The organism is Lysinibacillus sp. NPDC094403 (genome assembly GCF_050278745.1).
GTDB lineage: Bacteria > Bacillota > Bacilli > Bacillales_A > Planococcaceae > Lysinibacillus.
Genome location: NZ_JBNNTL010000018.1, coordinates 38811 through 61646, shown reverse-complemented (window position 1 = coordinate 61646; position 22836 = coordinate 38811). Strand labels below are relative to the sequence as shown.

General features: G+C 36.3%; 23 protein-coding genes. 12 read left to right on the top strand and 11 right to left on the bottom strand.

The genetic code is table 11. The features are described 5' to 3' along the window. Positions 1–23 precede the first annotated feature (23 nt). Positions 24–998: a PstS family phosphate ABC transporter substrate-binding protein gene (locus tag ACQKMV_RS20090; RefSeq protein ID WP_427506077.1), complete on the bottom strand. Its 975-nt coding sequence runs from the start codon at positions 996–998 to the stop codon at positions 24–26. Between the two features lie 385 nt (positions 999–1383). On the opposite strand from ACQKMV_RS20090, the gene ACQKMV_RS20085 reads away from it, so the two are divergent. Continuing rightward, positions 1384–1578 (top strand): hypothetical protein, encoded by a 195-nt coding sequence (locus ACQKMV_RS20085; RefSeq protein ID WP_427506053.1) that lies wholly within the window; start codon positions 1384–1386, stop codon positions 1576–1578. Positions 1579–1714: 136 nt separating this feature from the next. Here the strand turns inward: ACQKMV_RS20085 and ACQKMV_RS20080 are convergent, their stop codons facing one another. From ACQKMV_RS20080 to ACQKMV_RS20065, 4 genes are all read right to left on the bottom strand, one after another. Continuing rightward, positions 1715–3919: a peptidoglycan D,D-transpeptidase FtsI family protein gene (locus ACQKMV_RS20080; protein WP_427506051.1), complete on the bottom strand. Its 2205-nt coding sequence runs from the start codon at positions 3917–3919 to the stop codon at positions 1715–1717. 411 nt (positions 3920–4330) lie between these two features. Then, positions 4331–4936: a superoxide dismutase gene (locus ACQKMV_RS20075; protein WP_427506050.1), complete on the bottom strand. Its 606-nt coding sequence runs from the start codon at positions 4934–4936 to the stop codon at positions 4331–4333. 196 nt (positions 4937–5132) lie between these two features. After that, positions 5133–5612, bottom strand: a complete 480-nt coding sequence (locus ACQKMV_RS20070; RefSeq protein ID WP_427423166.1) for a DUF456 domain-containing protein — start codon at positions 5610–5612, stop codon at positions 5133–5135. Positions 5613–5889: 277 nt separating this feature from the next. Beyond that, the gene (locus ACQKMV_RS20065) at positions 5890–7521 is read right to left on the bottom strand and encodes a Na/Pi cotransporter family protein (RefSeq protein WP_427506048.1); all 1632 of its coding nucleotides are present in this window, start codon (positions 7519–7521) and stop codon (positions 5890–5892) included. Between the two features lie 194 nt (positions 7522–7715). Between ACQKMV_RS20065 and ACQKMV_RS20060 the strand changes: the two genes are divergently transcribed. The 4 genes from ACQKMV_RS20060 to ACQKMV_RS20045 all read left to right on the top strand — a co-directional run bounded on the left by ACQKMV_RS20060 (position 7716) and on the right by ACQKMV_RS20045 (position 10431). Next, positions 7716–8237, top strand: a complete 522-nt coding sequence (locus tag ACQKMV_RS20060) for a DUF1189 family protein (protein ID WP_427423168.1) — start codon at positions 7716–7718, stop codon at positions 8235–8237. Positions 8238–8290: 53 nt separating this feature from the next. Beyond that, positions 8291–8635 carry a hypothetical protein gene (locus tag ACQKMV_RS20055; RefSeq protein WP_427423169.1) on the top strand — a complete coding sequence of 115 codons (345 nt, stop codon included), beginning with the start codon at positions 8291–8293 and terminating at the stop codon, positions 8633–8635. 95 nt (positions 8636–8730) lie between these two features. After that, positions 8731–9846 (top strand): flavodoxin-dependent (E)-4-hydroxy-3-methylbut-2-enyl-diphosphate synthase, encoded by a 1116-nt coding sequence (gene ispG / locus ACQKMV_RS20050; RefSeq protein ID WP_427423170.1) that lies wholly within the window; start codon positions 8731–8733, stop codon positions 9844–9846. Between the two features lie 12 nt (positions 9847–9858). Continuing rightward, a complete protein-coding gene (locus ACQKMV_RS20045; RefSeq protein WP_427506047.1) occupies positions 9859–10431 on the top strand; it encodes a 5' nucleotidase, NT5C type in 573 nt (190 codons plus the stop codon). Between the two features lie 43 nt (positions 10432–10474). Here ACQKMV_RS20045 and ACQKMV_RS20040 read toward each other — a convergent pair whose 3' ends face one another. Continuing rightward, positions 10475–10603 (bottom strand): hypothetical protein, encoded by a 129-nt coding sequence (locus tag ACQKMV_RS20040; RefSeq protein WP_427506046.1) that lies wholly within the window; start codon positions 10601–10603, stop codon positions 10475–10477. Positions 10604–11049: 446 nt separating this feature from the next. Between ACQKMV_RS20040 and ACQKMV_RS20035 the strand changes: the two genes are divergently transcribed. Further along, positions 11050–11535 (top strand): hypothetical protein, encoded by a 486-nt coding sequence (locus ACQKMV_RS20035; protein ID WP_427506076.1) that lies wholly within the window; start codon positions 11050–11052, stop codon positions 11533–11535. 138 nt (positions 11536–11673) lie between these two features. On the opposite strand, the gene ACQKMV_RS20030 is transcribed toward ACQKMV_RS20035, so the two are convergent. Beyond that, positions 11674–12252 (bottom strand): YdcF family protein, encoded by a 579-nt coding sequence (locus tag ACQKMV_RS20030; RefSeq protein ID WP_427506045.1) that lies wholly within the window; start codon positions 12250–12252, stop codon positions 11674–11676. A gap of 379 nt (positions 12253–12631) precedes the next feature. Here ACQKMV_RS20030 and ACQKMV_RS20025 point away from each other — a divergent pair, with 379 nt between their 5' ends. The 5 genes from ACQKMV_RS20025 to ACQKMV_RS20005 all read left to right on the top strand — a co-directional run bounded on the left by ACQKMV_RS20025 (position 12632) and on the right by ACQKMV_RS20005 (position 16848). Further along, positions 12632–13036, top strand: a complete 405-nt coding sequence (locus ACQKMV_RS20025) for a MerR family transcriptional regulator (RefSeq protein WP_427506074.1) — start codon at positions 12632–12634, stop codon at positions 13034–13036. Positions 13037–13068: 32 nt separating this feature from the next. Next, positions 13069–14397: a hemolysin family protein gene (locus ACQKMV_RS20020; protein WP_427506043.1), complete on the top strand. Its 1329-nt coding sequence runs from the start codon at positions 13069–13071 to the stop codon at positions 14395–14397. Between the two features lie 162 nt (positions 14398–14559). Beyond that, positions 14560–14964 carry a hypothetical protein gene (locus ACQKMV_RS20015; RefSeq protein ID WP_427423175.1) on the top strand — a complete coding sequence of 135 codons (405 nt, stop codon included), beginning with the start codon at positions 14560–14562 and terminating at the stop codon, positions 14962–14964. Positions 14965–15134: 170 nt separating this feature from the next. Continuing rightward, entirely contained in the window at positions 15135–15584 is a 450-nt protein-coding gene (locus ACQKMV_RS20010) for a helix-turn-helix transcriptional regulator (RefSeq protein WP_427423176.1), read from the top strand. Positions 15585–16113: 529 nt separating this feature from the next. Next, complete coding sequence (locus ACQKMV_RS20005; protein WP_427506041.1) at positions 16114–16848, top strand: metallophosphoesterase; 735 nt, start codon at positions 16114–16116, stop codon at positions 16846–16848. Positions 16849–16877: 29 nt separating this feature from the next. Here the strand turns inward: ACQKMV_RS20005 and cyoE are convergent, their stop codons facing one another. Then, on the bottom strand, positions 16878–17828 hold the full coding sequence (gene cyoE / locus ACQKMV_RS20000) for a heme o synthase (protein ID WP_427506040.1): 951 nt from the start codon (positions 17826–17828) through the stop codon (positions 16878–16880). A 325-nt stretch (positions 17829–18153) separates the two neighbouring features. Between cyoE and proC the strand changes: the two genes are divergently transcribed. Then, positions 18154–18954, top strand: a complete 801-nt coding sequence (gene proC, locus ACQKMV_RS19995) for a pyrroline-5-carboxylate reductase (RefSeq protein WP_427506038.1) — start codon at positions 18154–18156, stop codon at positions 18952–18954. Between the two features lie 65 nt (positions 18955–19019). Here the strand turns inward: proC and ACQKMV_RS19990 are convergent, their stop codons facing one another. The 3 genes from ACQKMV_RS19990 to ACQKMV_RS19980 all read right to left on the bottom strand — a co-directional run bounded on the left by ACQKMV_RS19990 (position 19020) and on the right by ACQKMV_RS19980 (position 22689). After that, positions 19020–19673, bottom strand: coding sequence for an alpha/beta hydrolase (locus ACQKMV_RS19990; RefSeq protein WP_427506036.1), 654 nt, complete (start codon positions 19671–19673; stop codon positions 19020–19022). A gap of 99 nt (positions 19674–19772) precedes the next feature. Then, positions 19773–20327 carry a hypothetical protein gene (locus ACQKMV_RS19985; RefSeq protein ID WP_427506035.1) on the bottom strand — a complete coding sequence of 185 codons (555 nt, stop codon included), beginning with the start codon at positions 20325–20327 and terminating at the stop codon, positions 19773–19775. Between the two features lie 175 nt (positions 20328–20502). After that, positions 20503–22689, bottom strand: coding sequence for a bifunctional diguanylate cyclase/phosphodiesterase (locus ACQKMV_RS19980; protein WP_427506034.1), 2187 nt, complete (start codon positions 22687–22689; stop codon positions 20503–20505). Between the last annotated feature and the right edge of the window lie 147 nt (positions 22690–22836).

The following is a 22836-nucleotide window of genomic DNA, read 5'->3' as shown; positions in this document are numbered from 1 at the left end:
CTCTTTCCCTCTATGCATGTCTCTTATTTTAAGCCTTCTAAAGTTTTTAAAGCTTCAGCATATTTATCTTTTGTTAGAGGGACATAGCCAACTGCTTCTGACATATCTCCCGCGTGTTCAAGAGTAAATTTGATGAAATCATACGCAGCTGCGTTATCTTTCATCGCACTATTTTTTACATAAGTAAATAATGGGCGCGAAAGTGGCTTATATTCACCATCTTTGATTGTTTCATTTGTTGGCTCAACACCATTTACTTTCACAATACTTAATTTATCTTTATTTTCTAAGTAGTAAGCGTAGCCGAAGAAGCCGATTGCGTTTTTGTCACCTGCTACACCTTGAACTAGCATATTATCATCCTCTGATAATGTTGCTGATTTTGCTAGATCAGCACCGTCTAAAATCACTTCATCAAAGTAATCGTACGTACCCGAGTCAGTACCTGGTGAGTAATACACGATTTTTTCATTTGGCCAAGATGGATCGATATCAGACCATTTTTTCTCTTTACCATCTTCAGCCCAAATTTTCTTTAATTGTTCGACTGTTAAATCCTTCGCCCAATCGTTTTTAGGATTCACGACTACTGATAAACCATCATATGCTATAGGAAGCTCTGTATAAGCAATTCCTGCTTTTTCAAGTTTTGCTTTCTCTTCATCTTTTACTGGACGAGATGCATTAGAAAAGTCTGTCTCACCTGCGATGAATTTTTCAAAACCACCACCAGTACCTGAAACACCTACCGATACTTTGACATCTGGTTGAGTCCCTGCATACTCTTCAACAACTGCTTCAATAATTGGTGCTACTGTTGATGAGCCATCTCCAGCTACAGCCCCTTGCAGTTTTTCGTCAGCAGCGCTTTGCCCTGAGCTCGCTGGTGCGCTTGTTTCTGCATTGTTACCTTTTTGTGCAGAGTCGTTACCACATGCACCAAGCATTAATGCTGAACCCATTACCGCTGTCATCGTTAAGTACTTCCACTTTTTCATCTCATTTGCCTCCGTTACTAACATTTTTATAGTTGTTTGTCTTACAATCTTTACTATAATGACTGAATGTTGAAGTCGTATAAACTGTTCGTAAAAGAGATGTAAAGGAATGTGATGTTTTGTAAACGATTGTAAAGATGAATTTACAATTGCTATCAATATCACCTTGGCGTAATTACCGCTGTTGCACAGACAAATTGCCACATGACGTGGTGTTCTTAGACTGAGTTCCTCTAGACACTCACTGAAAAAGATCCACATCCGCATTCATCTCCCCCTTCAGAGGTGGGAGTCTTCTTTTGAATGAAGATAAACTTGCTTCCTATTGGAAAGATGCTATAATAAGCAATTGTGTCAGGAAATAATCTATGAGGAGTTTGACTTTGTGATTAAACATGCAAATGTACAAAATGCCAATTACTTTAAAACATATTTAACACTTGTTATGGAACATCGGGAATATACTCTACAGGAAGCCGTTGATTTTATGGTAGAGTCTTATTTCTGTAATAATATAGAGCTTTATGGAATAAAGCCGAAACAACAATTCGAAATAGCTATTCAACAATTATCTGTATAAAAAGTCTTCTATATAAAAATAAATAAAACACGGTATGAAAATTGGAATCTTTCATACCGTGTTTTTGCGGGGTCATTCAATAATACTCTGAAACTGTAAAAAACCGCTAGGCATTGAAATGCACTAGCGGTTTCTCTTATTTTTGCTCATCTTCACCAATTTTGTCTTTTGTAATAGCTGGTAAAATTGGTTGTTTTACATCACTATCAGTTACTTTTTCGGCTTTATATTTTTCTTTTAACTCAAAATATTTATCTACAGCTTCTCGAGCAATGACATTATTATTTACCAAATGCTGTTCTATGTTTGTTGTTGCCCATGGAATGACTACTGCATAGGCGATTTCAGGTTTATCATACGGTGCAAAGCCAACATGTGTTAAGTTAATCGTTTTTGTACCATAATATTGTGTTAATGGCCCATAATAAACTACCTCTGCTGTCCCCGTTTTCCCTGCTGCCGTATACGGTGCATTTGCAAATTGTCTTTTTGCTGTACCATTTGCTCCCGTATAAACACGACGTAATCCTTTTTTCACATAATTAATTTCATCTGAAGAATTATCAATCTGATTTAAAATTGTTGGTCCTACTTCTGTTACTAATTGGCCTAGCGATTGCCCATCTTTTGATGGCTCACGTACCTCTTTCACAACATGTGGTTGAATGCGATAACCGCCATTTGCGATTGTCGAGATATATTGTACCAATTGTAACGGTGTATACGTATCATACTGCCCAATCGCTAAGTCAAGTGCTTTACCCCCGTAGGCTGGACCAGTTGGACCTTGTACTCCACTAAATTCATTTGGTAAATCAATCCCTGTATTTACACCTAACCCGAATTGTGCATAAGAATTACGCATTTTGGGGAATGTCTCGTCATTTAAACGAAGTGGCATCCCACGGCTATATGGTGTTCCATTAATAAGCAAAGCTGTTTTAAACATATAAACGTTAGAAGATTGCTCCAAGGCATTTAAACCATCCATTGAAATATAGCCACCATGGTTAAAAATGGATTTTTTTGCATCAGTACCCTTTAACCAGATTGGTTCATCTCCTAATACAGTTGTTGGAGTAATGGCTCCTAATTTATACCCAGTTAGTAATGTCGCTGCCTTAACTGCAGAGCCAGACTCATAAGCTGTTGTAAAGGTTCCATACGAATAATCGACGACTTCATTTTTCCCTGTTTCAGGATTTTTCTCAATCTTTTTACCAACATTTGCTAAAATGTCGCCTGTATTTGGGTCCATCATGACTAAAAAGGCACGATCAAGTAAATAAGAACCCCCTTGTGATTTTAGCTTAAGTAATTCTCGCTCGACTATTTTTTCCGTTTCTAATTGTAGCTCACTATCAATTGTAAGTTTTAAATCTTTCCCAGGCTCACCTTTATAGGTCGTAACGGTATCAATTACCTGTCCTTTTTTATTCGTAATATTTTTAACAACTGATTTTTGTCCTTGCAGTAAATCTTCATATTGCGCTTCAATATAACTTTCACCAACACGGTCATTCCGTGAATAATCACGAGCTAAATAATAATTCAGCTTTTCTTTTGGAATCCCTTTTGCTGGTACTGTTGTGCGTCCTAAAATAGCGAGTGATGATAATTTCAGACGCTTCCAGTCAGTTGTTGTGTTAACGCCTGGTAGTTGAGTTAAACGCTCAGAGACACGTGCAAATTCATCGGCAGATACATTTTCACTCTTAATAATTTGAGGTGATAAATTGTATCCTGATACCATCTCTCGATAGATTGCTAATACTTCCATGTCCTTATCTGTCAATTGCAATAATTCTTCGTTTGTAATTCGTTCACGTACAAGTTTATCAATCTGTGCATTGATTTGACTTTCCGATACATTTTCTTGGGCTTTAATTTTCTTTTTTTCTTTCTCTGTTACCTTTGCATAGGCAGCGTCATGATTTTTTATGATCCAAAAATCCTGTTTATCACGTAAAGTGACACGGTTTGTTGGCTGCTCAATCAATTGTGCCAGCTTTTCGGCTATGCCTAGCATCTCCTTTGTTGTTGTCGTCGACATTTTTGTATAAGTAATGGCATTTTCTGGTTGGTTATCCACTAAAATACGCCCGTATCGATCATACATACGTCCCCTTGGCACGCTTGTATTGACAGCTACCTCCTCTTTGCGCTCTAAATCGCGTACATAATCTTCCCCTTTTACGATTTGCATATAGCCAAGTCTAAAAATTAACATCGAAAATACGATAAATATAGCAAAGAAAAGGACATTCATACGAAATGTTAAATTAGAATGATGTTTTGCTTTAACACTCGTCGCGCGATTTTTTCCCGGTGCTTTGCGCATATGTATTCCCCTCCTCATCTAATTACAATTTAAATACACACGATATTTAGTATACCATTCGAAGGTACGACAGGAAAGCATGCACTTGTGAATTTATGCTTGAAAACATCATTTATTTGACGGCACTTTAAGATGAAAAGTTTCTCTTTTTTACGGATTGCTTGAAAAATAGTTTTTACATTAAATATTAGGAGGGTGAGGCACAATGTGAAGCTTCCCCCAAATGTTCCGGCGACCCCCCCTCCCTTTTAGCTGACTAACTGCGAATTTTTTTAGCAGGGTGTTGGGGCATTCATCTCCATCTTAAATTATATTGGATACTCCAAAGATTATAGAACCTAAAAAAGACAGCAAAAAAGGCTATGCCTCGGTGACTCATCACCTTTGACATAGCCTTCTATTAGACAAAAATTATTTTGCAGCTTGGAATTTAGCTTCCACTACATCCCAGTTTACTACGTTCCAGAATGCACCGATGTAATCTGGACGACGGTTTTGGTAGTTTAAGTAGTAAGCATGCTCCCAAACGTCTAAACCTAGGATTGGAGTTTTACCTTCCATAACTGGAGAGTCTTGGTTTGGAGTAGATGTAACAGCAACTGAGTCACCATCAACGATTAACCAAGCCCAACCTGAACCGAAGCGAGTTGTAGCAGCTTTTGCAAATTCTTCTTTGAATGCATCGAAAGAACCGAATTTAGCATCGATTGCTTTTGCAACTTCGCCAACTGGAGTTTTTGAACCGCCTGGAGCGATTACTTCCCAGAATAATGTATGGTTAGCATGTCCGCCACCGTTGTTACGTACAGCAGTTTGTTTGTCAGCTGGAAGAGCATCAATGTTTGCGATAAGATCGTTAATGTCTTTTTCAGCAAATTCAGTGCCTTCTACTGCTGCGTTTAAGTTTGTTACATAAGTATTGTGGTGTTTCGAATGGTGAATTTCCATTGTTTTTGCATCGATATGTGGTTCTAATGCGTCATAAGCGTAAGTTAATTGTGGTAATTCGTAAGCCATTGTTAAGTTCCTCCCTAAAGTAAAGAAATAATTAGTACATTCATAGATTATCAAAATTGGTCAAACCATTCAACGAAAAATACTTCAAATTGAAGATTTCAGCCTTTTGACTGAAAAACCAATACGATTACTATCTTACCCTGTTGTTTTATCAATTATGCCTCTGCATAATTGATAAACTTCATATGAAAGAAAATCATATCGCTATAAAGAACAAAACGATCATGACGATTTGAATTACTGCTTTTGAAAGTGTTGATGCTAAGAAGCCAACGAGAGACCCAACACCGCTTTTCACAGCCTCCCCAAACGTACGACGCTCTACGATTAACTCTGCAATTACCGCTCCTAAAAATGGGCCAATTAATATACCTGCAACAGGAATGACGAACGGACCTATTAATAAACCTATGGTACTGCCCCACATACCAGCATTTGAACCACCAAATTTTTTAATACCAAAGGCATTTGCTACAGAATCAGCAACAAATATTATGACAACAAATATAATTTCACTCGCCCAGAACCACCAGCTTAACTCTGCAAATGAAAAAAATAATCCATATACTAAAAAACCACCGAGTAAAAAAAGCACACCTGGAATTATCGGGTATACCAATCCAACGAATGAAATGATAAAGCAGGCAATCACTAAGATCCAGCCAACTACTTCCATAAAAAATTCTCTCCTTTGTCTCACCAGGTTAGTTAATTAGAAAACGCTGATCTTCGCTTTAAGCGAGAGCTGAGCCACTTCCACCGCTACAATCAACTAAAAATAGGCTTACATAGCTCAATCTCAAAAAGAAATCCTTTTATCAGTCAATAATCCTAATTAACCCGCCTAATCGTGCAGTGCCTTTCATACGGATTTACAAAGCTAAAGGTTTCATTTATCTTCATTCAGCGGTTGTTTTCTGTAGCGAAAGCGCAGCTATAGCAACAATTACGCCCTAATGTCTAATTCCTAAAATAGAGTCAGCTATATTTACAGCATGATCTCCTATACGCTCTAAATTACTAACGATATCCGTATAGACGATTCCCGCCGCTCCATTACATTCATTTGTATTTAAGCGTGCAATATGCTTTTGTCTTAGCTTATCTTCCATATCATCTATCAAGCTTTCGAGCTCAGTTACTTCCTGTGCCAAACTCAAACTAGCTGTATCCAGAGCCGCTATACTTTTTCGTACAGCTTCAATAGCTAAGCTAAACATGCCTATTAAATCTTGTCGAGCTGACTTACTTAAATTTACCTCATGATGATCTTTATATTGTAAAAGCTCTAAAATATTTTCAAAATGATCACCAATACGTTCAATGTCTCGTACATTTGTTAGAAGTGTATGGTGTCTTACTGAGTCTGCACGAGAAAGTGGCTGCTTAGACACCATCACTAAATAATTCGTGATTTCCTTATCTAAATGATTTAGAGCCATCTCTAGTTGTAAAACTGTAGGAATATGAGCAGCCTCACCTGTTTTCATATATAAAAATGTTTCTTCTAAACCATGAAGTGCATGCTCTCCCATACGTAACACCTCCTCCTTCGCTTGCCCAAGTGCAATCGCTGGAGAAGAATCAATGAATGATGGATCTAAATGCTTCGTTGTCACATCAATATTTCCATCATGGCCAGGAACTAGCTTCGTGACAAGCGCAGCCAATCCTCCGATAAATGGCAGCTGAATCATCATATTAATAATGTTAAATGAGCCATGCGCTATGGCTATTTGCATTTTCGCTTCTAAATGGAATAGCCCGCTAATCCACTGAACGTAATGCATAAATGGTGTAAAGAACACCATGAAAATAAAAGTACCTATAATATTAAATAGCACATGTGCCGCTGCCGCACGTTTAGCATATATAGAAGCACCAAGTGAAGCTAATACTGCTGTAATGGTCGTACCTATATTTTCACCAAATAAAATAGGTAAAGCACTATCTAAGCCAATTAAATGCTCAGCATATAAGCCCTGTAGCACACCAACAGTCGCTGTTGAGCTTTGAACAAGCAATGTAAAAACTGTTCCTAAAAAAATCCCTATAATTGGCTGATCGCTTAGATGGATCGTTAATGATGCAAAGTCCGCTAATTGATGAAGTGTCTGCATGCTTGCACTCATTAACTCTAATCCTAAAAATAATCCCCCGAAGCCAAATAATATTTGCCCGATATACTGATATGTTGATTTCTTAAAGAAAAATAACAACCCAGCACCAATTGCCAATAACGGATAAAAATAAACCCCAATATTAATACCGATAATAAATGCGGTTATTGTCGTGCCAATATTTGCTCCCATGATTATACCGATTGCTTGACGCAATGTTAAAAACCCTGCACTAACTAGGCCAACTGTAATCACTGTCGTTGCAGAGCTCGACTGGATACAAACCGTCACAACAATGCCTACTAACACTCCCATTAAAGGATTTGTTGTAAAACGATTCAGCCATTCACGCAGTCGATCATCTGCCGATTTTTGGAGCCCATCCCCCATGAATTTAATGGAAAATAAAAAGACTCCTAAACCGCCTAAAAATTGAAACAGTATGCTTTGCCAATCTATTGTCAATTGTATTCGCTCCAATTCCTACGTCTCTACTACTCTATTCCTAATCTTTAAATGATAGTATAGAAAAAGTAAAGAAAACCTTTAACTTCTTTACACAATATTAACATTTAATTATCGTATTCTCAGTTATTATTACTTATTTCATATCTTGTCAAAGTTGAACATGGTAAAATAGCGATTGGAGGAGATATGTTATGAAACACTCACAACTATTTATCGATAGCTTAATTCATCCCAAAAAACTTGCTGCCTATCGTATATTACCTATCGGAAAAGTCATTCAATATACCTTTCTTCTAATAACTGTTGTTACAGTTTTCTCTTTTGGTCGTTTTACGGCTGGTATGTCTGTTGATACATTTGATATGAATAGTTTAAATGGTATAACTGAATACATAGAAGGCGTTAAATGGTTATTATACCCCGTGACATTCATCATGCTTTTTGTTTTTACAACGATGCTTATTTTTGCACAAATTGCCCTTTATGCCCTGGCAGGACTATTTATCTTAAAAGTTATGAAGCGTCGCGGAGAATACCGTCATATTTGGCGTACAACAACATTTGCCATGACTTGGGCAGTTCTTATAAGTATGCTATCAGATTATCTACCGATTAACAGTACAATTATCTCTGTTTTTTCTCTACTTTTAACCGTGACTCTATTAATCGTAGCCATCACAAAATATCCAAAACAACCAATTGCAAAAAAATAATGTGCATGATTCCCCTCTCTTCTAAATATAGTGTTAGAAAAGGAGGGGATTTTTTGCGTGCTTTAGTGTTAACAGCTATCATCATTATTTTTGCTTTTGTCGTGAAAGTAGATTTAACAGAAGGATCATTACATTTTGCTACCTTGTATCCGAAAAATACAGAAAACGCCCTTTGTGAAAAGCAGCGAGAGCCAAATTATATCACTATACAGACTATACAAGGCGATACCATTCACAGTTTATTTGCACTTCATCCTGCAAAAGTACCCATGACCTTCCCTGAACGTTTACAGCTATTTTATGAATTAAACCCACACTTACAATTACAGGCACTTATTCCTGGTGAAAATATTAAGCTTCCTCTGTCATTTGAATTTGAAAATAAATGCGGAAAATGAAAAGTTAGCGTTTCTTCCTTGTCCTTATTTTCTTACACTGCTAAAATAAATGTCAGTGACGGTCGAAAGTATGGCCCGAAAAGGAGAGAAAGTTAATGAGTGAAATTTGTCACCGTACAAATACACGTCCCGTGCGTGTCGGTAACTTAACAATAGGTGGTAGTAATGAATTATTCATTCAAAGTATGTGTACAACAAAAACACATGATGTCGAAGCAACAGTAGCAGAAATTCTTCGTCTCGAGGAAGCAGGCTGTCAAATTGTTCGCGTAGCAGTACCAGATGAGCGTGCAGCTGATGCGATTGCAGAAATTAAAAAACGTATCCATATTCCATTAGTAGCTGATATTCACTTTGACTATAAATTAGCATTAAAAGCGATTGAAAATGGTATCGATAAAGTTCGTATTAACCCAGGTAATATTGGGCGTAAAGAAAAAGTGGAGGCTGTTGTTAATGCAGCTAAGGCTAAAGGTATTCCAATCCGTATCGGGGTAAACGCTGGTTCATTAGAGCGTCACATTTTAGAAAAATATGGTTACCCTACTGCAGATGGTATGGTAGAATCTGCACTTCATCATATTAAAATTTTGGAAGACTTGGACTTCCACGATATTATCGTATCAATGAAGGCATCAGACGTAAATTTAGCAATTGAAGCTTATGAGAAAGCGGCTAAAGCATTTAATTATCCTCTACATTTAGGAATTACTGAATCAGGTACATTATTTGCTGGTACTGTAAAATCAGCGGCTGGCCTTGGTGCAATCCTTTCAAAAGGTATTGGTAATACGTTACGTATTTCACTATCTGCAGACCCTGTTGAAGAGGTAAAAGTAGCACGTGAGCTATTAAAATCATTCGGTCTTGCTTCTAATATGGCAACCCTTATTTCTTGCCCAACATGTGGTCGTATCGAAATTGATTTAATTTCAATTGCCAACGAAGTTGAGGAATATATTTCCAAACTTAATGTACCGTTAAAAGTCGCTGTTCTTGGTTGTGCGGTAAACGGTCCTGGTGAAGCACGCGAAGCCGACATCGGTATTGCTGGTGCTCGTGGTGAAGGTTTACTATTTATGAAGGGCAAAACAGTTCGTAAAGTGCCTGAAGAAACAATGGTTGAAGAGTTGAAAAAGGAAATCGATAAATTAGCAGCTGAAATGGCAGAAAAACGCGCAGCTGAAGAAGCAGAAAAAGCAAACGCCTAAGGAGGTGCTGGCATGAAAAAGCCCCGCTTTGGTATTGATATCGATGGAACAGTGACATGTCCTAGTACACTCATTCCACATATAAATAAACAATACAATGTAAATATTACGCTTGACGATGTGTGCGAATATGATTTTTTATCAGCATTCCCCCACCCCGTTGATCGTGTAGCATTTAATACATGGTTTAAAGAAAATGAGCCGTTTATGTACGAAGTATCTGAAGCTGCTAAAGATGCACAAGATATTTTAAATACGTGGAAAGAAAACTACGAACTTTATTACATCTCTGCTCGTGGTGAAAATGTATCAGAGGTTACGGTAAATTGGTTTAAATCACAATTTATTCCGTACGATCATATCGAGCTCATCGGTAGTCATGATAAGGTTTCTGTAGCAAAAAAGCATGGTGTTGAGGCATTTTTTGAAGATAAACATGATAATGCGGTCATGCTTGCGGAGGAATTAAAAATACCGGTCGTATTATTTGACACTCCATATAATCGTCTTGCTGTTCCGGACAATGTCGTGCGAGTTTATAACTGGCAAGAAGCCAACCAATTTATCTCAAATTATTTTAAATAAAAAGAGGAGTCGTGTTCATGCATAGAACACGACTCTTCATCTTTTATACATCAAGTATCCCTCGTAACCAACGCTCCACAAAATTTTCAAAGGTAATGCCATAATTATCATAAACAGCATGGTACACGAAATAAGTTCCTAATCGCTCAAGTAATTCATCATTAATCTTCATCACAAACCGCTCCTTTTCTTTTATCAATTTCGCCTTGGCGAAATTGCGTCCGGATTTTGAATTGTGCCCGCACAATTCATTCCTTTCAAAATCCGTGACATCCGCCGGAGGCTTATCTTCATTCAGCTGGTGCTTGGACACTTACGGAAAATAAACTACACCAGCATTCATCTCACCACCTTCAGAAGTGAAAGTTTACTGTACCTATCGATGCAAAAACATTTGTAGCTAACGCTTCGCTTTCGCCACTAAAACATATGCTGAACGAAGATAATTTTACTAAATTTTCAGATACTTAAACTTCCAATTCCTCGTACATTCTAGTGAAGATCGCATCGTTGCAAAACCGTCACAATCTACCGCCTTCATGCCCTTTCTTCACAGTTTTCTTTTCGTTAATATAGTAGTAACAACTTGCAATATTGGAGGGACTACTTGTGAGATGGATGACAAAGGTAGCTTGTATAACATGTCTTTGTGCGTTGCTAGCTGGCTGTGATAATCGACTATCTGAAATTAAAGAAGCGGTTTCAGGCATAAATTCAGCAGCAGAAACTGCAGCTAGTGCAGTTGGTCGTGATGTACATGCTATACGAGCAATTGACATTAACTATAAAGATACATCTTTTACGGTTAATGACCTATTTAAAACTATTTTACGTGACGTACGCTGGGATTATGACGCTGAAAAAAATGAGCTTCATGTGAGGGGCACATGGCAAGCACCTCTATTTTCTGAACAACCGTGGGATGATTCGATGAAAAAACAACTAGCAGAAACAGGAGTAGTAAGGGTTACGTGCACTATTAAGAACAATAAAATTGATAGCACTCTCACAAATGTAACACTTATTTTTAATGACAAAACTATTCTAGAAATGACTGGTGAAGATGCGCTTCATCACCTATATGATACATATTTACAAAAATAAACTCCGTGGCTTTTAAACAAAGCTGTTTCCTCAAAGATTGTTACTGTTAAAAAAAAGGCAGATTTAATCTACAACGCATGTAGATTAAATTCTGTCTTTTTGTTTTGATATTTCGTGAATCGCAAGAAGAATGTGATGCTAGGTGAGGATATGTATTTTTTCTAAATAATACTTCACGATAGCTAAATATTCTCTGGAGTAGTACTTAATACGATATTCTGAAGGTGTTGCAGCTGGTAAACCGGTAACGTTAAGTCCTAAATCTTCAGCAATGGATTCGGCTCGATATAGATGGAATCGGTTTGTCACAACTACAACTGTGGAATCTTTGTCTATGTAATCCAATGAATACTGAAAGTTTTCAAGAGTGCGAGTAGATTTTGATTCGGTGATGATACGTTTTTCATCAATACCTAATTGCATTAATGATTCTTTAATTACAGAAGCTTCAGACACAATTTCGTCCTGCCCCTGGCCACCAGAAGCTATTGCAATTGTATTTGGATTTTCTTTTAAGTATGTAGCTGCGGTCTTGATGCGCTCGAACAGCAGACTAGACGGTTGATCCCCCGATAAACGTGTACCTAAAATAATGAGGTAATCTGCATTTTCTATCGCAGTATTTTTGCCTTGAGACACGATTAGTAAGTGTAAGCAAAGGAAAAAAACAAATACTGCCGTGAGCAATATAGTGATAAGCTTATATAACTTCTTCATAATAACCTCCCTTATACACTGTAACGATTGACATTATATAAATTATCAGTAGCAAATTTCAATATATGAGATTGTTTTTTTAAGCTGTTTTCTAAAAGATTGTTGCTATTACTACTCTTTATATCTTTTCAAATAGTCTGAGGAATAAATATAAAAAGACAGTTACTGAGCTCAGAATAGAAAATTGTATTGTTGATGTCCAAAATATAATTATAACATCTGCGCCTAAAACAATCTCGCCCGGTGGCAGTTCTTTTGTAAATAAGTCCACTTCCCTCAAGAAATCTTACAATTTAGAAATATCGGGCTCTTCTATTTGAAACTAACTAAACCAGCAAGTTATAATCAAAGTATCACGTGATGGTTTGGAGGTGTTTGCATTGGGACAGAGAAATTAAAAATTGGCGAGCTTGCAGAAAAAACAGGCATTACAAAAAGAACAATCGATTATTATACAACCATCGGCTTATTAGAAGCAGAACGTTCTGCATCCAATTATCGCTACTATGCCCCTGCAATGATTGAACGACTTCATTTTATTGAGCAACGTAAACAACAAGGTCGTTCACTCATAGAAATACAACATGAACTAAACATCACTCCGTATGAAGAAATCAATGTACAAATGCTACGTGTAAAAATGCAAGATTTAGAGCAAGATGTAACTTCTCTACTTGAACAAATAAATAAACAAGATAATAAAGATATTGAAAAAATAAAAAAAAATGTTTCACCCGAAAGTATTGCACTCATGCAATCTTTACTTTTACTTATTCATAATTAGGAGGTGACGTTCTGTTCATACAGAACGACTATTTGGAGACCATACTCAACTTATCGATTTTCACCATTTTATTAACTTTAACTGGATTTTTTGTGGCAACAGAATTTGCCATTGTAAAAGTGCGTTCCTCAAGGCTTGACCAATTGATTGCGGAAGGCAATAAAAGAGCCATTTCTGCAAAGTATGTTGTTAATCATTTAGACGAGTACTTATCTGCCTGTCAGCTTGGTATAACTGTAACAGCACTTGGTATCGGGATGGTCGGTGAAAAAACCTTTGAATTTATGCTACACCCTCTTTTTGATTTGATCGGCATTTCAGATAAATATATGACGGCTTTTACAATTGGGAGTGCGTTTGCCATTGCAACATTTTTACACGTTGTTGTCGGGGAGTTGGCACCAAAAACTGCTGCGATTCAAAAAGCTGAAACGATTACACTTCATTTTGCCAAGCCTATTATGTTGTTCTATAAAGTGATGTATCCATTTATCTGGTTCTTGAATGGCTCAGCTCGAGTATTAGTTGGCATATTTGGTATGAAGCCTGCTTCTGAGTACGAGTTATCACATACAGAGGAAGAAATACGATTACTGCTATCTGAAAGTTTTAAAAATGGTGAGATCAATAAAACAGAGCTAAAGTTTGTAAATAATGTCTTTGAATTTGATGAACGTATTGCTCGTGAAATTATGGTTCCTCGAACAGAGATTGTTGGAATTGAAAAAAATGAATCTTTTACAAATATGATTCATTTTATCGCTGCTGAAAAATATACTCGTTATCCTATTTATGATGGTGATCGTGATGATATTTTAGGCTTCATCAATGCCAAGGAATTGTTTACTCATGGTTTGCTTGAACAACTTACAGATGATTCATTAGTCCTTGAAGATTTCATTAATCCTGTCATACGAGTAATTGAAACTATTCCAATTCAAGACTTACTTGTGCGTATGCAAAAAGAGCGAATTCATTTAGCCATTTTAATGGATGAATACGGTGGGACATCAGGACTTGTAACAGTCGAGGATATTTTAGAAGAAATTGTCGGTGAGATTCGTGATGAATTCGATGATGATGAAATTGCAGAAATCCGAAAAGTAAGTGACAATCACTATATTTTAAATGCAAAAATGCTTATTGAAGATGTTGAAAAACTATTAAATGTGACACTTGAAGCAGAAGAAGTCGAAACATTGGGCGGTTGGTTTTTAACAGTGAATAATGGCATTAAAGCAACTAAAAATATTGAGCTAGCCCCATATCTATTTAGTATTTATGAGCAGCAAGGCCATCGAATTCATTTCATCGAGGTTCGTCCCCTTCGCAATATTATGCCTACTGTATTAGAAGCATAATACGATACAATTTTTTGATAGTTTTTAACAATTTAGCATTACAATTATCATTCAAATAGGGCTATTCCAGTTTTTCCAAATACTTTTTTCTTATTCCATTATTAGGCATATCCATATATAATAATTATATGGATATGATTCTATTTTCAGGGGGTATTACATATGAAATTGTTTAAGCTATATCATTCGGACGGTATTCACATCATTACCGACGTCAAAAAACACAAAACTAACATTGAATTAAAAACAATTACAGGTGAAGTATTATATATTATCGTAGTAACAGATGAAAACTATACGGTGTACGATGATCGCTTTGCTGGTGCTTCAAAGCAATTAAATTCTGTAGAGGCATTTGATATTGACGGAAACTTCCGTAGCTTAGATTTCGATAATATGCGTTTACTCTTCAAAGAGGCATTTACGATGCTATTACAAGAAATTGCAGAATGTGTCAATGATAACGATGAGCTAGTAGATATTGATACACTACGTCATAAAGTAAGCGCTCAAATTAAAGGTATTCATTTCCGAGTTATTTCTGACACGAAAAAATACGAGATTTAAACATCCAACAGATTGTCCCAATGAATAGATTGAGGGACAGTCTTTTTTTTACGTTACAATGATTAACTTCTCTACTCGCAATTTAACCTCAGTTACTCTCGAAACAGAAACCACCTCTTCACACTTTCATGTATAATAGTATTTAACTATCTGAAAGAAAGGGTGTTTGGATGGATCGTGAACAATTAATCACACTTATTTCAGAAAAACTGAAATTAATCCGTACCGAAAAAGATTTAACACAGGATCAAATGAGTGATTTACTAGGCCTCTCTAAAAAAACACTTGTTCAAATTGAAAAAGGTCGTATTCATACTGGCTGGACTACAACGGTTGCAGTTTGTGCATTATGCCGAGAAAGCTCAATTTTACAGCATGAGCTTGGCGGGGATCCACTTGAGGTTGTCGACTTAATCGCTAATAACGGAACACTACAACCTAAGGAAAAAACGATGGGTGGATACATATGGTGGAAAAATCTTAGCGAGTACAATGGTTATCGCTTACAGCAAAATGTCATTAGTCAGCATTTTCGAATTTTAGATACAGAAAACTATCGACTAGTATCAACATTTGACGAGTCAATAGCCAAGCAAGCATGGGAAAAGCTTCAAGAATAATTAAATACTCTGCATAACGTAGAAGCATTACATACAAATACTTTTACGTTATGCACAAGTAGTATTAGCATTGCAAAAACCTTTGTAATGCTACACTTGTGCCGCTATCGCTCTTTTTCTTTATTTATGGCTTCCTCTCCCCCTTCTAGCCCTATTCACAATGCCTTTATACCTTGTGTCTTTAAATTACCTTCATCTCCCGGATTTAGAGGGAGGATATCTTTTTCTTTCGATACAAAAATATCACTGGATGAAGATAAATCTATTTAAAATGACATCACTATTTTCTTCATATTTTGCTGAGATGGCTGTAGCATATAATTCTCTCCCTTCACTATTCAAACCCTAAAGACAAATGAATAAAGAAATGGAATCACTTTGTCATATGCTAAAGTGTAACTAGAAACCGATAGTATGGAGTGAGAAACTTACCTTCAACCTTTTGGTTAAAGTTACATTAGTCGAAATTTGTAAAACTATTCTCTATACTTAATAATAGCTTCTCTAATACTGGAAAGGATGCTCTTTTATGGATCGAATACTAGCAATTAGTGATATACATGGGGAATTAGAACTTTTTGAAGAATTATTATTAAAAGCTAATTATGATACTATGCAAGATCAGTTATTTTTACTTGGCGATTATATTGATAGAGGACCTGCATCATGTGGCGTTTTAAACTTAGTGGGTGAATTGCAAGCAAAAGGTGCACGTGTTCTACTAGGAAATCATGAAGCCATAATGCTAAAAGCTTGTCGCTCTGGCCATCCTAAGCCCTGGAATCATTGGGTGGGACTTTGCGGTGGCGATGCAACACTTGCAAGCTATGGATATCAATTAGACGATTTTAAGGAAGCCATTGAAAACGATTCATTATCTAGCTTTATTCAGACCTTACCAAAGCTCGAAGAACATTTACAACTTATCGAAACTTTTGATACTTACATCGAATTAGAGGATGCCATTTTTGTACATGGCGGTGTTGTGCCTGGAATAGCTTTGGCAGAGACAGATCCTATACAATTTCTATGGATTCGTGAAGATTTTCATGTAGGTTATCAAGGTGAGAAAACTGTAATCTTTGGCCATACACCTACCTATAGACTTCGCCAAAATCCAACAGATTACAGTGTCTATTTTGGTGAAAATAATATTATCGGTATTGATGGTGGAGCTGTTTTTGGAGGTATGTTACACGCATTGGAATGGCCAAGTCGTCAAATAACATCGGTGGAAAAGGAAAAGCCAACAAGTGTAGAATAACCTGTTGGCTTTTCGTGCTAGATATAGGTTTAATACAATTTAAAAATAACACCTACTAAAGAGTATACAATAACTGTTGTAAATAAAATTGTCATATGGATAAGTGAGAAAACAAACATTTTTGTCGCCCACTTTATTTGATCTTTATTACTATGATAACCGTAAATACTCATAATAAGCCACGCAATGCTTAGCAATAGTGCAACAAGCATAATGCCTACACTTAAAGTACCAAATAATAAGCTTGATAATATTAATAAGATTAAATAAAAGTTCGTTTGATAATAAGTTCGTCGCATCCCTTTTACAACTGGAAGCATTGGAACGCTGGCCGCTTCGTAATCAGCGTGCTTACGAATGGCAATGGCATAGAAATGGGGCATCTGCCAAATAACCATAACTAAAAATAGGCCAAGTATCGCAGGATGTGTAATATCAGAAGAAACAGCGGCCCAACCAATATAAGCTGGAATCGCCCCACCTATACTCCCTATTTCCGTATTATAAATCGTATGTCGTTTTGTCCACATTGTATAAGGTACTACATATAAAAATACCCCTAAGAGACCAAAACCTGCAGCTAATGGAGAAGCAAGTGCCAACACGGCTGCCCCGATAATGAGCATGGCAAAAGCTAAAGTTAACGCTGATTTAGCTGACATTTCACCAGTTACTGTTGGCCGACTTTGCGTACGTGGCATTACAGCGTCGATGTCGCGGTCATACACATTATTAAATGCCCCAGCAGCACCAATAACAAGTGCTGAGCCAATCGTTGCGAAAATAATTTCAGGTATATTCTCTACAAAAGTCATTTTATTTTTGTACATACCTAGTGTTAAACCAGCCCACATTGGGATTAAATTGGATTTAATGATTCCTGTTTTTACTGTCTGAGCTAAAATAGAAGAGCGTGAGGACTTCTCCAATGACTTCTTGGAAGATTGTAGTTTCTGCTCCGTTTTTAGATTTTGTTCCATTCATCTTAATTCCTTTTCTCTCTTAATTTCTACACGCTTTACCATTAGAAAGCGACAAATTTTGCATTACATATCAAATTATTATTCTACCTCTTTTAGATAGAGTCTGTCTCAATGTTCACATAAAGTACATGATTTCTTTACTCTCTATGTTCTACCTAATGAACATAGAGATACACGTTCATTCACAACATCTTCTATGATACCACCGACTGACATGAATTTGAACCTAATTGACTTGATTCTTTGCATATTACTATTCAAGTAAAACAATCTACTCTATACTAAGGTGTATGTTTTAACTATATGAAGGAGTGTCTAACACGTGAAATACGGATTTATCGGCCTTGGAAATATGACTACAGCCATTATTAAAGGTATGTGTAAAAGCGGAGATTTTAATTCTACTTTAATTTACGGCTATAATCGTACCAAAGCAAAAACAACTAAATTAGCAACCTCTTACGGTATTCAAGCCGCAAGCTCTATTGAAGATATTATGTCAAATTGTGACGTTATTATCCTCGGTGTCAAACCCCAAATGTTACCAGATGTTTTACCAGAGGTGAAAAAGCATTTACAAGACAACCATGTCATTGTTTCTATTGCTGCTGGTAAAAATATAACATATTTACAAGGTTACCTATCTGAAGTTACCCCTATTATTCGTGTAATGCCAAATATTAATGCGCTTATCGGTGCCTCGACAAGTTGCTATACAGCGAGTGAACAAGTATCAGATGTTCAGCTTCAGCGTGTCATTTCACTATTTGAAACAGTTGGCACAATTATCGAAGTGCCTGAACACTTATTTTCCATATTTACAACGATTGGTGGTGCATCACCAGCATTCACCTATATGTATATTGACGCTTTAGCACGTGCTGCTGTACGTGAAGGGATGCCAAAAAACATGGCGCTTGATATTGCGGCAAATGCAGTACTCGGCAGTGCAAAAATGATTTTACAATCACAGGAACATCCTTGGGCACTTGTAGATCAGGTATGCTCACCGGGAGGGACAACTATTCAAGGTGTATCCTCTTTACAAAGCAATCATTTTGAAACAACGATTCACGATGCAGTAGCTGCCGTGACTGACAAAGATCGAAGCTTATCAAAATAGAGCTTGATTGATCTACTAAAGAAAAAAATGAAACCGAGACATCCTAAATGTCTCGGTTTTTCATTTCATTGAATATTATCTTGTAATTCCTGTGCTAAAAATGCAGTTAGATCACGCAGATTTTCCGGTGTAACACCATGACCATCTGGATACTTTTTAAATGTCACAGTAGCACCAAATTGCTCAAATTTTTCTTTACTTTCAGCACCCCATTGCGACGGGATGACATAATCATAATCACCATGAGAAATAAATGCATGTAAATGATTGACTGGGCGAATTGCATATTCCTCTGTCACGAATTTTGGCGTGTAGCCACTTAATGCTACTATTCCCGTAATTAAATTCCCCATTGCAAAAGCAAGTGACTGTGTCAAAACTGCCCCTTGACTGAATCCAAGCAAGTACACTTTATGTGGATCAATTTGATATTCATCAATAGCCTCTAATATAAATCGTTGTAGAGCAACTAACACTTTATCGAAAATTTCACGGTCTGGTTTACCGACCTCTTGAATCGTGAAAAAGGCATAGCCCGGCTTATGTGTAATAGGTCCACGTAAACTAAAAACATGGCATTGCTCTTTAAAATCCTGCACTAATTGCGGTAAATCATCTTCATCGCTTCCCATTCCATGCAATAAAAAAATCGCTGGATATTTTTTATTTGGGTCCATATTCGTTGGTTGTGTATGTTTAAATGTAAATGGTGTATTCATGATAAAAATTCCTTTCAGGTGAAACTTAGTACCACCTTATTATACTTGGTCAAAAACAGGATGCTTCATTATTCGCCATCCCACAAAGGCTCTTTGCTATTAAAGTTTCACTTTATTAATAATCCCGTCAGTGTGATAAGCAATATAGCCGTTAATTATGCGAATCGTTTCTTGTGGATCTGCGTTAAATAGCACTTTTGATTGTTCTGGTGTCGAGACAAGTACTGTTAATAAATCTACGCGCATTGAATGTCCAGCAGAGCTATAAGCATAATCATAAACAATATCTTCCTCTGTCAAATTTTCTGTCTCATACTGCTTATGGAACAATTCTTTAGCAGCATCCATTTGCTCCGCGACATGTTGACGAATACGCATTTGATGCATTAATAGCTCTTCCTCAAGTACAGTGGTCTTTAACCACTCTTTCTTTTCAAGCATCTTCAAAAATTCGTTTTCCCAAACCTGCTCATTTTCAGTAAAATACAGCATATTCATCATTAAATTATCCCAAAAATCAATTTGAGATTGCGCTGATTTACGTTGTATCTCTATTGTCTCTTTAAAGTGCTCCTCAACCTTCGTAATATTCATATTGCGTACTAAATGATTACAAACATTTTCAATAAATTTATTTGCCACTTCTTGTGCCATCAAAAAACCCGTCCTTTATATCTACAAATCATTTCCCCATTATCATACCATGATTGTAGAACATAAAGAAACGGGTAACGTTTAGCTCTGCAATGTAGATTATCATAGATTTCCGTAGCTCAAAAAAACATCCTCGTCATAAGATGAAACAAGGATGTTGTAAAAAAACACTTAATTATTCAGATACAGTAATTGAATCAGTAATTGAATCTAAAATATACTTTGCATCATTGTGAAGTCTTTGGTAGTTCTCCTGTAATATATTTGGAGGTATTGGTTTACTGAATAAGAAGCCCTGTACAGTATCACATTTGCTTTCTACTAGATACGATAGCTGTTCTATCTCTTCTATCCCTTCTGCAACTACCTTTAACTGTAGATGCTTTGCCATAGAAAGAATCATATCTACTAATGCCTTATCTGTGGAATTCGATTGTATTTTCTGAACAAAGGACCGATCAATTTTTAAACAATCGATAGGAAAATCCTTTAAATAAGACAATGACGAATAGCCCGTCCCAAAATCATCTACTGCGATTGTAACTCCAAGTGCCTTCAATTTATGTAAGATTGTCGTCATATGATCGATGTTGATGGTCATACTTTCGGTTATCTCTAGCTGTAAATATTGTGGTTCTAATTGTGTTTTCTCAAGAACATTAAGAATCATTTCAACTAAATTTTGCTGAAAAAGTTGACCTAATGACAGATTGACTGCTACTTTAATTGGCGGTAGCCCAGCTGCTTCCCACTTCTTCACTTGTTTACATGCTGTTTCTAGCACCCATTGTCCAATAGGAATAATTAATCCCGATTCCTCAGCGATTGGAATAAAGACTCCTGGTGAAATCCACCCCTTTTTGGGATGCTGCCATCTGACTAAAGCCTCCACTGACTTAATTTGACCTGTATGTAAATCTAGTTGTGGCTGATACTCTAAAAAAAGCTCTTGATTAGCTAATGCGTCGTGTAAATCATTTTCTAATAAAAGTCGTTGAGTCGTTTCGTTAGATATTGAAGACTCATAAAAGCGTATACGTGTTGACGTTTTCTGTGCTTCGTGCATAGCATATAGTGCAAATCTGATAAGTTCCTCTTCCCTATAAGAATTTGTTGGAAATAAAGCAATACCAATATTTAATTGGCTATTTAGAGAAAAATGTTGTATTTGGAATGATTCTTCCATGACAAATTGAAGCTGTTGACTTAGGTGGGTCAATTGATGGGTACTCTTCACCTCATCAATATAAACGACAAAATAATCTTCTCTCAGCATGCATAGTAGATGCTTCTCTGGTAAAGCATTTTTTAATCTATGCGCGATTAGACTTATCATTTGGTCTGCATATGTACTACCTAAAGACGCTTTAATAGCAGAAATTCTTTCTATACCGATAGCAAGAATTGCCTTTTGTGATTTAGATATGTATAAATCTCTTTTTAATGATTCCATTAAAAAACGCTCATTGGGTAAATTCGTAATTTCATTATGGTATGCCATATAATGCATCTTTTCACGTGACTTTTCTAAATGTTCTTGTGTATCAACTAACTGCTTAAAAGGTCTTTCAATCGATGAAAAATAAATAGCTCTAAATAAAAGATAAAATGCACCTAACTCAAAAATATGACCAGTGAAGTTTTTTATATCATAAACATCTTTATAAATTGTATAAAGATAATCACTCATTATTAAATAAATCGAACTACATAATAATAAAAATATAATTTTAGGTGCTTTCTTAAAATTTTTAAGCGATATGACCATAATCACCAAATGAAGCGCTATAGCTGTATATTGTAAAGTATTTTTTAAAAGATTAGGACCTTCACCTTCTATCATAAGAGGTGGCAAAATAGGCGTTGGAGCATAAAGAATGCCAAAACAACTAATGATTATTACAAATGGCAAACTATAAATAAGCCACCGATAAATTAATTTGATTTCCTTCTCCTTGACAAAATAAATACAAAGGACACCAATTGATAATAGTAATCGACCAAGCATATAAAACCAAGTTGCCGCATACGGTGTACTTTCAGTAATGAAGAACGGCATTCCTTTATAGGTAAGTGTATGTGCAATTTCTATGAAGCTAATTGTTAAAAATAATGATCCGATATAGAGGACTCTATTTGATAGAATGTACGGCGATATTAACCACGTCTGAATCGAAATAGACATCGTCACCACAATGATGAGAATTTCCATCATTAAATGAATCGCAGAATAGTTGTTCTCACCAAATATTCCATAAAATTTTTCACTTCCTAAACCAATTACGATTAAGAAAATCATTGAGAATAGGATGAATTGAATACCATGCCTCAAAGATGAAAAATTCTCATTAAATTTCCACATTTAACGCCCTCCTATGATCCCAAACATTTTCACAGATGTGTTGATTCACTATATTTACCGTCAAATCGAAAGCTGAATTCACCCAGCTAGTAGTTCTAGAAAAATAACGAGTTTCACCTTAAATAAATCCATGATATCTAATTCGTA